Annotated in this window: 8 protein-coding genes and 1 pseudogene; 4 read left to right on the top strand and 5 right to left on the bottom strand. The window is 42.2% G+C overall.

Annotated elements, in window-relative coordinates; all coding sequences use genetic code 11:
• Positions 1-176 (top strand): annotated as a pseudogene (locus tag O9290_RS01450) (IS1 family transposase); the annotation flags it as partial.
• Between the two features lie 51 nt (positions 177-227).
• On the opposite strand, the gene O9290_RS01445 reads toward O9290_RS01450, so the two are convergent.
• From O9290_RS01445 to O9290_RS01435, 3 genes are read right to left on the bottom strand one after another with little or no spacing between them, the layout of a single operon-like run.
• Positions 228-2,837 (bottom strand): ABC transporter substrate-binding protein, encoded by a 2,610-nt coding sequence (locus tag O9290_RS01445; protein WP_288056915.1) that lies wholly within the window; start codon positions 2,835-2,837, stop codon positions 228-230.
• A gap of 32 nt (positions 2,838-2,869) precedes the next feature.
• Positions 2,870-4,234 carry a DUF1822 family protein gene (locus O9290_RS01440; RefSeq protein ID WP_287109125.1) on the bottom strand — a complete coding sequence of 455 codons (1,365 nt, stop codon included), beginning with the start codon at positions 4,232-4,234 and terminating at the stop codon, positions 2,870-2,872.
• A gap of 16 nt (positions 4,235-4,250) precedes the next feature.
• The gene (locus tag O9290_RS01435; RefSeq protein ID WP_288056918.1) at positions 4,251-5,384 is read right to left on the bottom strand and encodes a sigma-70 family RNA polymerase sigma factor; all 1,134 of its coding nucleotides are present in this window, start codon (positions 5,382-5,384) and stop codon (positions 4,251-4,253) included.
• 245 nt (positions 5,385-5,629) lie between these two features.
• Here O9290_RS01435 and O9290_RS01430 point away from each other — a divergent pair, with 245 nt between their 5' ends.
• The 3 genes from O9290_RS01430 (at position 5,630) to O9290_RS01420 (ending at position 8,788) form a co-directional block, all read left to right on the top strand.
• Positions 5,630-6,724 (top strand): fatty acid desaturase family protein, encoded by a 1,095-nt coding sequence (locus O9290_RS01430; protein ID WP_288056921.1) that lies wholly within the window; start codon positions 5,630-5,632, stop codon positions 6,722-6,724.
• A gap of 196 nt (positions 6,725-6,920) precedes the next feature.
• A complete protein-coding gene (pgsA, locus tag O9290_RS01425) occupies positions 6,921-7,454 on the top strand; it encodes a CDP-diacylglycerol--glycerol-3-phosphate 3-phosphatidyltransferase (RefSeq protein WP_287627404.1) in 534 nt (177 codons plus the stop codon).
• Positions 7,455-7,588: 134 nt separating this feature from the next.
• The gene (locus tag O9290_RS01420; RefSeq protein ID WP_288086612.1) at positions 7,589-8,788 is read left to right on the top strand and encodes a calcium-binding protein; all 1,200 of its coding nucleotides are present in this window, start codon (positions 7,589-7,591) and stop codon (positions 8,786-8,788) included.
• A 184-nt stretch (positions 8,789-8,972) separates the two neighbouring features.
• Here O9290_RS01420 and O9290_RS01415 read toward each other — a convergent pair whose 3' ends face one another.
• Complete coding sequence (locus O9290_RS01415; RefSeq protein ID WP_288056927.1) at positions 8,973-11,225, bottom strand: PBP1A family penicillin-binding protein; 2,253 nt, start codon at positions 11,223-11,225, stop codon at positions 8,973-8,975.
• A gap of 194 nt (positions 11,226-11,419) precedes the next feature.
• Positions 11,420-11,944 carry an acetolactate synthase small subunit gene (gene ilvN / locus O9290_RS01410; protein ID WP_002732118.1) on the bottom strand — a complete coding sequence of 175 codons (525 nt, stop codon included), beginning with the start codon at positions 11,942-11,944 and terminating at the stop codon, positions 11,420-11,422.
• Between the last annotated feature and the right edge of the window lie 40 nt (positions 11,945-11,984).

Raw genomic sequence — 11,984 nt, 5'->3', positions numbered from 1 at the left:
AGTAAACGTCATCGACCGGTCGGAAAAGAAACTGGTCAAACTAATCCTATTGAAAGATTAAATAATACCTTTCGACAAAGGATTTCTCGGCTGGTGAGAGAGAGTCTATCTTTCTCTAAAAAAATGGAGAATCACGTTGGGGAGCCCTTTGGTATTTTATTCATGACTACAATGCACAGCAAAGCAAAGGATTAAGCCGCCATCACTACTACCGAATCACCACCGGTTTAGAGTGGACCGGCAGATTTAATGGGAGCGAGGGGGACAAATTGACCATTTTTGACCTGTAGAATCAAGTAGCGGCGATCATCAGGATTATTATTCATGTTGCGGACACCATTCTGATCAAATGTAACAGTGCCAGTCATTCCTTCGATAGAAAAATCGTTTCTTAAAACTTGATTTAATGATTCTCGAGCGAATTTTTGTCCTTGTTGGTATAACTGTCGCAAAGCGGTGAGGATAACTTTAGTCGCATCGTAGGCCATGGGAGTGCGCCAAACATTGATCTTATTTTGCCAAAAACTGTGGATATAATTATCTTTTTTGAGATCATACCAAGGCACGGTGATAACTAAATTTTCTACTCCTTGTTTACCTTCTGCAAGGGTGAGATAACTTTGAAAAGTGGGTGAACCTAAAGTTACTAAGTTTAACTGTTGTGCGGGACGTTGCTTAAAGATACTGACGGCTCTTTTCAGATCGTCAATATAGGGAGCAACCATGAGAATATTTACTTGGTATTGAGCGATTTTTTGATAAATTTTCTCTTGATCTAAATTATTTTTTGGTTCGATATTGCAGTCAAAATCTGCATCTTTAATGACTTTTTGAAACTGCTGACCGAGAAGAATGTTTCTATATTTTTGAGCGAAGTTATAATTATCCCCAGAGCGATTATCGTAACAAATTAAATTAGTGGGGTTTTGGATAATTAGCTTGTCAGTTTGTTTGCGGATGTATTCACTTAAGGTTGTGGCAAAAGTTTCCAGATCGGGAACCATCTTATACACATAGCCATTACCGGAGATTTTCGGGGAAAAGCTGGTGGGAGATAGGGCAACAATTTTCCCTTGTACATAGCTATCTTTGGCCGCTTCACTAGCAGCAGAAGCATTATGACCAACCACTGCTATAATTGACGGATCTTTAACAAATTTTTCGGCTCGATCTTTGGCATCTACGGGGCTATTATTATCATTAGCGACCACTACCTGTAGAAAGTGAAAATCGGGGTTGTTGGCCTGTTCATCATTTAACTCCTGTTGCAATAAAGCAATACCTCGTAAAATTTCTTGAGCTATTTCTGGATTATTACCAATAGGAACACTGGTGGCAATTTTTAAGGGATTTCTGTCTTGATGAGCCGCACGAGCGTTATTATAATAGATGCGAATCTCTGGATTATTGGGCAAGCGATCGAGGGATTTTTTAAAAAGCTGAATTGCTTGTTTATATTCTTTGTTTTTAAAAGCTTGTCTTCCCCGTTCAATACTGTTATCTTGTCGGTTTGTCTTTAATAATATTTCTTCACCTAAGCTAATTTCTGGGTATTTACTAGCATCATCGGAAAATACTCCTCCCCAATATAAAACTGATAAAGTTACCAGAAGACTTAAAATAAATAACAGAGCTTGTTTCCAGCGACTAGATAGACGTAAAGGCCAACTTTGCTCATCATTATTTTGGTGATTTTCCTCCGTATTTTCAGGGGGTAAAGGTAAAATTAACGGTGGTTCTTCAGGATTTTCTATCAAACGAGGCAGTAAAGAAGAACTAGCAGCATCCTTCTCAAATTCATGTAATCTTAATTCTTGTCGAGCGCTTGTTAAGGATTCCTGTAGGGATTTATGTTCAAGAAAATTGGGAAGAAAAACTTCTAGAAATCTCAAAGCAACCCGCACAGCGATGGGTTCTTTCATAACAATAATATGGGGTACTCCGATATTAGCCAACTGACGACCAATACCTAACCCATCGCAGGAGTTACAGATAACAAGTTTTAAGCCTTTTTTAAAAGCTATTTCTAGGGAATTTCTTAAATTATGTTCGGGAGATAAAGCCGTATCATTATCAATGATAAAAACTCCATCATGTCCGTCGCTACTGGTTTGACTATGACCTAAATAAACTACAATATCCCATGGATTTTTGATCAACTCATTGTGAATATTTATCGTTGAAAGAGGAACTTCTGAACTGGGACTTAATATTTGTATATAAACCTTATCTGGGTTTCCTAGTGCCGTTTGCAAACTGGATAAACACAGGGAATTATGCTCGTTTTCGATGTCAATATTACCCAAAATTACTAAAACATGAATCGGAGGAGTAAGGTTAATTATCGGAGGATTTCTCTGGATAGTAAGAGCAATTTCCACATCATTCCACCAATCCCGTAAAAAATTCCAACACTCCCAGGGAATTTGTTGTAAATCAAAGTGGGTAGTTTGGATAAAAAATCTTACTTCTGACTCAGTACCTATATGGAACAAGATACGATTTTGTATCGAACTCAGAGAACTGGAATTTAGCCATTCATTTAAGCTATCTTTTAAAGTTTGAGTGGCTTTTCTGAGGTTGTCTCTAGGATCACCTACCGCTGCATGGGTGATCATACTATGAGGAACGGTAATTCCTAAACTGGGTTGACTTTCTACCCAATGATAATAAGCTCGACGATAATTTTGCAAAGCGGCAGCAATGTCAAGGCTCGGGACTAATTTCCCCTCAGCAAAAGGTGCTATCAAGAGATGATTGTCACGAATTTCTAGAGTGACGGAAAATCCCGTTTCAAAACTGCCATCACCAATTTTCAGAATCACAACTCTGCTCATGTCTTTACCCTTGACATTTTCTGCTATCTCTATTAAATCCTAAACTGCTCGGTAATGCTACTGTCCCCTAAACTTAGGTTAACATTAAAGCGATCGTCGGCATCAGCTAGAAAATAAAGCTGTAGATAGCTATCTAAGGGTTTCTCCCTTGCTCTTGCTTCTAAACCGGGGATTAATTGGCCTATTTCATCGCTAATTTGCAAAGATAAACCGGGGGGTAGCTTGGCAAAATTGTCCATGGCATAGGCACGAATTAAGACAGCAATTCTCTGGTGACTGGTCGATAAAACTCCCACCATTAAAGCGATTTTATAACCCATTAATTGACTACCCACATCGAGCATTTTGCGGATAGCAGCATTAGGATAATGAGGATCGATATTCCAGAGATATTCGGCCGCTTGCCAGCGAATAGTTTCATCTTGGGTTTGATGTTGCAGTTTTGCTAAAGCTTCCTCTGGGGTTAAATGTTCCGAAAATTCCACCTCTTTTTGACTAGCATACAGTTGTCTAATTTCTCGCTGAATATCTGTCAGAGATTCTCGGCTGCTGATTTTTTCAGCAGCCAACAAAAAACCCGGATTAATTGGACGATAATTGTCGATAGTGCTGAGGATTTCCTGCCATTTTTCGGTAATAATTCCCTGCAACCATTGACTAAGTTTGGTGGGGATTACCTCTAAACGCTGCTGATAAAGTTTTTCTCGCCATTGTTGATTATTCAACAAAGCTAACCACTGCTGACAACTAATATCTAATCTCGGAGAATAGGGTGAAACTTGACCTAACTTTTTAATTAAATTTTCTGCTGTTGCTGGCGATAAGTTTGCTAAAGATTCGAGTTTTCCTTTTTCACTCTCTCCCTCTAAACAACTCTGCCAAAGAATATCTAAATCATCAATTATTTGCTCACTGTCCAAATAATATTGATGGTAAATTGGATCGTATTTTGCGAGACTTTTAACATCTTTTCTGGATATAAAACCCCAGATATTGAGAAATTTTTCTGCTAAATCTACCTGCACCCCTAGATAAAAATCGGCCGCTAAATCGGGAATATCAACCCATTCTTGCTCTATTGTCAATCCCTCAATGTCAATAGCTTGACTGGGAATAGTGGTAACTTTTTTATCTTCAATTTGCCAAGTAAACCCGTTAATAAACTCCCAAAGATACTGATGGTTTTCAGGTATTATTTGAAGGGAACAATCAAGATTATCTTTCAGCCAATTGCTTAGGCATATTTGCACTAAGTAATTAATCAAAGCCTGATTTTTGGCGGTTTGATTAGAGTATTGACCGAGAATCGATCGAGCTTGTTTAATCTCTGTTTCCGAAAAAGTTAGCCAAAGGGATTTCGGGTTAATTTGTTGCAAAATATCGAGGTTGACTTTCATGGTATCTCCTAACAGATTAGATTTGAGTTAAGTAGGACTGACAAAAATATTCCAGATAAGCATCGATCTCTTGTTTTTGCCGAGATTGTAATTTAATCTCATTTAACAAAATAGGACAATCTTTGCCTTCCCTTGCACAGAGTAGCTGATAAATTTTTTTACATAATTGGGTTATTTCTCGACTAATAGTAGATGAGTGAACTCCCAATCGATTAGCGATCTGTGCTTGCGTCATCTTTTGATGATAGTAACAATATGCAATCTGTTTAACTTCATACTCAAGAGTGATTAATAACTTATTAATATCTTCCTGGATTTCTTGCTGTTGTAGTAAATCGTTACTTGGCTTCTTGCTGGAGAGATTTTCCCAAAAGTAATTGCTATTATCGTCATAATTAGTAGGCTCAAATCTAGAGTAAGGAGGATCGATATGATTACGCATTATCTCCCCTATTTGATTGAGTTTTGCTTGCACTTCCTCAACGGTGAGAATAACTTGCGGTTGTAACTGCTGTAGGCGATCGATTACTTGTTGCCAATCCTCCTCTTGCCACTTATCCAATGATCTAAGAGAAGCTTTTTTAACCTCTCGAAAACAGTTAAATATTAGCAGATGATTCTCGTTAAAGATACCCGATGTTCGTAAAACTTTTTGAATTTTATTCGCACTAAAAAGACTGACTATACCGAGATTAGTCCTGCCAATCGTTTTATACTCTCCTCGCAGGAAATTATAGAGAGTATTTCTTAATTTTTTATCTGTCCATTTTTCTAAGATTAAGCGAAAAAATCCCGGTTTGGTCTTGTTATCCTGAAAATTACCGTAAAAAATGATTGCCGTAGAAAGCAAATTCAGCAAATAGTAGAAGAGGGTTTCATAATCAGCATCGATCCGATGGCCGACATTTTGATAGACCCTTTGAGTTACCATACAGGAGCGATATTGTAAGAAAACCATCCAATGGGACTTGACTAATTGGTTATTAGGATCATTCTGTAAGCATTGCCACAGATAAAAATACACCGCTTCATCATCGGCCACGCTTCCAGCGATCGCATCGATCGATTTTCTTAATTGTGGCACTTCGCACCAGAAAACTCGATCGCCTTCAATGGCTTTAATAGTAGTATAAAAGTACCTAACGCTCATTTCTATCACCGGCTACAGGTATCTGATATCTGATTAGGTAAAAACCGAGGATTTTCTGCAAGAGTAGCAAACAAATTGAGCGATTGCCTTGCCAAGCGCACCTCTTTCTCTGACAATAGATGAGGGACTGATGAGAAATTATCAGTTATGCTGAGACAGCCTTAGCAAACCAGTACAAGACCCATAAATTCACTCTGAGCTGCCACAAATAGCCGTCATATCAACTTCTAGGACAAAAATTAGGAATGCGAGTAACTTTTACCGAAAATCAGGGTTTTAGAAAGGAATTGAATAAACGGGTTGATGCTTATTTTACCGAAAACGGCATCCCCACCAGAGATAATTTTGCCATGTACCTGAAGACGATCACGATTTTAACTTGGGTAATTGCCGCTTGGCTATTTGTACTTTTTGGTCCGGATATCTGGTGGCTAAAAATTATCGGTTGTCTGGTTTTAGGAGGAGGATTAGCAGGAATCGGTTTTAGCATTGGTCATGATGCAAACCATGGCGGCTATTCTAGTAAAAAATGGGTTAATTCTCTCCTTGGCATGACCTACGATTATATCATCGGTACTTCCAGTTATCTCTGGCGTTTTCGTCATAATTATCTCCATCATACCTACACCAATGTTTTAGGGTACGATGTGGAAATTCACGGCGATGGTATCGTGCGAATGACTCCCCATGCCGAGCATAAATGGTATCATCGTTATCAACATTTATTTATCCCGATTCTCTACGCTATAATTCCTATCTATTGGTCATTCTCCGATGTGCGCTCTATCCTCTTTTGTAATCGTTTTGGCGAGATTAAAATTCCCAATCCTAAACCGATCGATTTATTCGTTTTATTGAGCGGAAAAGTTGTTTATCTCTTTTGGTTTATTGGCATTCCTCTCTTAGTTGGTTATAGTCCCCTAGAAATAGCGATCGGTTTTCTCATTGCTTTTATGACCTATGGAGTGCTTGCCTGTCATGTATTTATGTTAGCTCACGTTTTGGAACCCGCCGAATTTATTCAACCCTCGGCAGCTAACCAAATCGAAGACGAATGGGCAATCTTTCAAGTGCGAACTACCGTAGATTTTGCTCCTAAAAATGCCTTTTTAAATTGGTATTTAGGGGGATTAAATTATCAAGTTGTTCACCATCTTTTTCCGCAAATTTGTCATATTCACTACCCAAAAATTGCCCCAATCTTAGCGGAAGTTTGCCAAGAATTTGGCGTTAATTATGCCGTTTATCCCACCCTGCGAGGTGCTTTAACTTATAATTATCGTTGGCTCAGACAATTAGGCAATAAACAAAGTAATTTCGATCTCAAATTAGCCAGCTAAAATCAGGAGTCAGGAGCCGGGAGACAGGAGGCAGGAGTTGAGAGTTGGAGTTTTAGGGAGTTGGAGTTTTAGGGTTTTGGGGTATTAGTTGAAATTTCCCCACTTCCCCACTTCCCCACACCCTACACCCTACACCCTACACCCCACACCCTACACCCCACACCCTACACCCCACTTCCCCACTTCCCTAACAAAAATGAACCTACCCAACTCGATTACCCTATCACGACTCTTGGGACTGCCATTAATTTTATACTGGTTGCACCAAGGCACAGAAATCGATCGCTGGTTAAGTTTAATTATCTTTCTGATTGCTGCCAGCACCGATTGGCTCGATGGTTATCTAGCGCGAAAATTAAATCAAATCACCGAATTAGGCAAATTTCTCGATCCTTTGGTCGATAAATTACTGGTTCTCGCTCCCCTCTTAGCTCTGATTGAAATGGATTTAATTGCTGCTTGGGGAGTATTTTTGATTCTCGCTCGCGAATTAGCGATCGCTGGTTGGCGCATTAATCCGAATTTAACAGGAAATAGCGACATAAAAGGGGCTAATTGGTGGGGAAAAAGCAAAACAGTCAGCCAAATTATCGCTATCGCTCTCTTAATTGCTCCCTTGCCTTCTGAATATAACTTAATTTCTCAGATTGCCTTTTGGCTATCAGTAGCATTAACTTTAATTTCTGGCGTGATTTATGTCACACCCAGCCGAAAATTAACCCAAAATTGATAAAAATTTAACCATTAGCAACAATTCAGGAAACAAACCAAGAGAAAAAGGTTGCATTTTTTTCTGGGTGTGTAATAATCGGGTAGAATATTGTCAAAATCCTCAGGTTCAAACATACCACTCAAAAAAAAACTATGTCCACTATCACTATATCTTTTGCTGACTCCACAACCCCTGCTAGTTTCTCGGTTGGTGTGCAATTAACAGTTGCCCAGTTCTTGGACTCCTATGCTAATACCCCTATTTCTCTGTCGACAACAGCCACTGGTACATATAATCTCACTTCCATTGGCGTTTTCGATAACGGCGATACGGTTTGGAGATTATTCAACGGAACGACCAGTGATGTTAGTAGCGCAACCCTTTCCGCTTACGGTGGGGGCTTTTCTAAGGAATTTTCCCTGTTAGCAAATACCAATACCTTTGTTAGATCTACGGCTCCCAGCACTCATATACTAAAAATCAACCCCAACGGTCCTTCGTACACGAAAGCCGCAGGTACGACACCAATAAATTTGGAGAATATGTCCATCGAGGGTCAAACTACGATCGAACCACTCTCCAACACGGCTCCCTATTACATTACAGGCAGTGCTTCCGGCGATAGCCTAAACGGTGGCAATGGAAACGATACCCTAATCGGTGGCAATGGAAACGACACCCTATTGGGTGGCGTTCTAGGTGACGATAGCCTAAACGGTGGCGAGGGAAACGATAGCCTAAACGGTGGCGAGGGAAACGATAGCCTAAACGGTGGCAATGGAAACGACACCCTATTGGGTGCCAATGGAAACGACACCCTATTGGGTGGCAATGCAAACGATAGCCTAAACGGTGGTTCGGGAAACGATACCCTAATCGGTGACACTGGTTCCGATACCCTATTGGGTGGCGCTGGTTCCGATACGCTGACAGGTGGGGCTGATGTGAACAGATTTGTCCAGGGAACCGCGCAGAGTACTGCGCGAACAGCTGTAAGTAGTGCCGGTGTTTTTGCCGTTGGTATGACCATCACTTTCGACAATAGCTTAGATATCATTACAGACTTTAAGCCCGGTGCAACGGGAGATCAGCTTGACATTCAAGGTGCTGTCGGCGTATTACCGACATCGGCGATTGGCCTTGCTCAAACTGCTGGTGGCCTGGTTAGTGGTACGAACTACTACCTCTCTGGCACCGTTAGTGGTAATGTCTTCACCATTGTCGCTAATGGGACTGATGGCTCATCTGCGCTGATTATTCAAGGTACTGGGGGTTCTTTTTTAGCCAACGCTTCCTCAGTTCTTTTGAGTGGGGTTGACTCTGATAATCTGGCAACTGCTAACTTTATTTAACTTCATCTCCCCAATAAAGTAGTCCAGTTGGGGGGGTTACGCTGTCACTAACCCACCCAATTCTGATTAGATGGGAAGAAGAATTAACAAACCTAATCTTTGTGTCCTTTGTGTCTCTGTGGTTCCTTCCACCAATCTTAAGGATAGACGGTTAAAATGGGTCTGAGCTTGAGAGTCATTGGGATTAGTTTTGTGTAGTGATTAACTGACGGTGATAATCGCCCCATAACTTGGCTGCCTGTTGACTACTGCCCGCAGTGGGAGAATTATTATCATTCCCTAACCAAATGCCTGTCACCCAGTGGCGACGGGGAAGATAGCCGATAAACCAGAGATCCACATAATTATCCGTAGTTCCCGTTTTACCCGCTTCTCCCATGCCAATACTAGCAGCACCTCCTGTACCATTAGTTATCACCCCCCCCAATAAGCTATTCATTGTTTCGGCGGTTTTAGGGGAGATTACCTGCTGATTTCTCTCGTTATCCTCGCCATAGTCATAAATAACCCGACAAGTACTCAAATCCTCCACATTTTTACAGTCGGAAGCGTCGAGAATGCGTTTAATGGCGTGGGGACGATTCCAGCGCCCGCCATGGTCAAAAACCCCATAAGCGCCGGTCATTTCCAAGACATTTACCTCGCTTTGCCCTAAAATTAGCCCCGGTACGGGATTTAAAGGTGATTTGACCCCCAAACGTTCCGCCACATTGACCACATTACTTAATCCTGCCTCGCGAGCAATGCGAAGGGCGACGCTATTTTCCGATCGCGCTAAACCTTGAAACATATTGACCCCCCCGCTACTACGTTCACAGGGAGAATAGGCTTGTCCTTGCCAAGAGAGTCCAGCGCAGGTATAGGTTTTATAGGGCGATATTCCCTTTTCTAGGGCGGCAGCATAAGCAAATACCTTAAAAGTGGAACCGGGTTGACGTTTAGCTTGGATAGCGCGGTTAAATTGGCTTTTTTGATAATCAACTCCCCCGACTAAAGCGAGAATTTCCCCAGTTTGACTGTTTAGGGTAACTAAAGCCCCTTGGGAGTATCGATAGCGGGGTCCTTGCTTTAAGACATTATTTTTTAAGCTTTTTTCTGCGATCGCTTGCAGCCGGCGGTCTAAACTGGTTTCAACGATAAAATTGCCCTCTTTGGCCACTTCTTCCCCTAAAAGGTCCTGTAATTCCTCGAAAACGTAACTATAAAAATATGGTGCAATCGTACTAGATAGGGATTTTTTGGCTTGGGGACTGATTTCAATGCGGGATCTGCGAGCGCTGGCGGCCGCTTCCGGGGAAATCATGCCTAATTGAGCCATGCGATCGATGACACGATTGCGTAATTGTACGGAAGTGTCGTAATCTTGAATGGGATTAAATCGATTCGGGGCGGGTAACATAGCCACAAGAGTAGCAGCCTCGGAGATATCTAAATCTCTAGCGGATTTATCGAAATAAAAGCGGGCCGCATCTTCAAAACCGTAACCGGCCAGACCGAGATAAACTCGATTGAGATAGGTTTTGAGAATTGTATCCTTACTATAGACCGCTTCTAATTGTAAAGCGACCACAGCCTCCCGGAGTTTGCGATCGGCAGTATTTTGGCGACCGACTTCGGGGAATAAACTACGCGCTAACTGTTGAGTCAGGGTGCTGGCCCCTTGACGAATGCCTTGACCTTGCCAATTAATCATAACAGCCCGGACAATCCCGAAAGGATCAACGCCAAAATGCCAGTAAAAACGACTATCTTCGGAAGCGACAACCGCCTGGGGCAGATAGGGAGAAAAATCCCCCAGATTATCTAATTCTCGGTGAGTTTCCTGTCGAATGGGATTGAGGGGAGTTTGACCATCCCTAGGGTAAACCACCACCGGACCGCTCACCCCGGAAGGGAGTGGATAAACATTAACTTTGCGACTTTCCCAGATAATCCCTAGAACTAATAAACCGAAAATACCACCCGCACCATAGAAACCATAGCGCAAAAGTCGCGCCCACAGGGGAGGGGGACAGTAGTAGGAGATGGTGACACAATTGGCTAAGTCTGGGGGGGCTAGGGTAAAGGTATCACCATGACGCAGGGAAACGCTTTTGAGACGACGTTTACCCATATAAACCCCGTTGGTGGAGTTTTCATCTGTGAGCAGGAAATTATGGGGATTTTTCGGGTCACGCTGCAGGGAACAATGAATCTGACTGACCACGGTATTACGGATAGTAATATCACAGGAACTGGAACTACGGCCTAACAAATAGCGATCGCCGATAAGGGGATATTTGCTTTCCCCGCTGCCATTCTCGTTTTTAAGGCGTAATTCGGGAACTCTCGCCCCTTTTTTGAGATTTACCGCCTGAAAATTCACCTTTCCTTGCAATTTCTGCACGGCAACGGTGACAAGTTGACTAATTTGGGTTTTCGGCGACTGCTTAGACATAGTTTTTATCAGTTATCAGCTTCTGAAGGCAATAGGCAATAGGGGAAGTGGGGAGTGGGGAATTTCAACTAAAACCCCAACACCCTAACACCCCCCGCAACGCGCACGCAGTGACCACCCTAACACCCCAACACCCTAAAACCCTAACACCCCAACACCCCATCTCCCCAATTCCCAATTCATACCCAATATCCCTAAATTGACATTTTAGCCTCTAAAGCTTTGAGGTATTCCGTATTGACTCCCGACTCGCGAATCAGAGCAATTTTACCGGTACGGGCCACCTCGCGAACGCCAAATTTATTCAGCATTTGCATAATCGCCACCATTTTACCCGGATCCCCCACCACTTCGATGGTCAGGGTTTCCTCGGAAATATCCACAATCCGCGCCCGGAATACCTGCGCTAATTCGATCACTTCGGCCCGGCGCTCGGCGGTAGCATTAACTTTAATCAGCATTAATTCCCTTTCCACACAAGGGGTTTGGGTGATATCCTGCACCTTGAGGACGTTAATTAATTTGTAAAGTTGTTTGGTTAACTGTTCGATGCTGTCCTCATCTCCTGGTACTACCATCGTAATCCGAGAAACTCCCATCTGTTCGGCAGGACCCACGGCTAGACTTTCAATATTAAAGCCGCGACGGGCGAATAATCCAGCAATACGGGTTAAGACTCCCGCTTCATCTTCAACTAATACGGATAATGTGTGTTTCATGGCGCTCTATCTACACAACCTAGATTTCCCCATTTTGACA

Origin of the sequence: Microcystis sp. LE19-41.2A (genome assembly GCF_027530405.1) — a bacterium.
GTDB lineage: Bacteria > Cyanobacteriota > Cyanobacteriia > Cyanobacteriales > Microcystaceae > Microcystis > Microcystis aeruginosa.
The sequence above is the reverse complement of the archived record's forward strand: the minus strand, read 5'-3'. Positions and strand labels throughout refer to the sequence as shown.

Excerpts from the sequence above, each read along its gene's own strand:
- O9290_RS01445 (WP_288056915.1), bottom strand. The coding sequence starts at position 2,837 with ATGAGCAGAGTTGTGATTCTGAAAATTGGTGATGGCAGTTTTGAAACG.
- O9290_RS01440 (WP_287109125.1), bottom strand. The coding sequence starts at position 4,234 with ATGAAAGTCAACCTCGATATTTTGCAACAAATTAACCCGAAATCCCTT.
- O9290_RS01435 (WP_288056918.1), bottom strand. The coding sequence starts at position 5,384 with ATGAGCGTTAGGTACTTTTATACTACTATTAAAGCCATTGAAGGCGAT.
- O9290_RS01430 (WP_288056921.1), top strand. The coding sequence starts at position 5,630 with ATGCGAGTAACTTTTACCGAAAATCAGGGTTTTAGAAAGGAATTGAAT.
- pgsA (WP_287627404.1), top strand. The coding sequence starts at position 6,921 with ATGAACCTACCCAACTCGATTACCCTATCACGACTCTTGGGACTGCCA.
- O9290_RS01420 (WP_288086612.1), top strand. The coding sequence starts at position 7,589 with ATGTCCACTATCACTATATCTTTTGCTGACTCCACAACCCCTGCTAGT.
- O9290_RS01415 (WP_288056927.1), bottom strand. The coding sequence starts at position 11,225 with ATGTCTAAGCAGTCGCCGAAAACCCAAATTAGTCAACTTGTCACCGTT.
- ilvN (WP_002732118.1), bottom strand. The coding sequence starts at position 11,944 with ATGAAACACACATTATCCGTATTAGTTGAAGATGAAGCGGGAGTCTTA.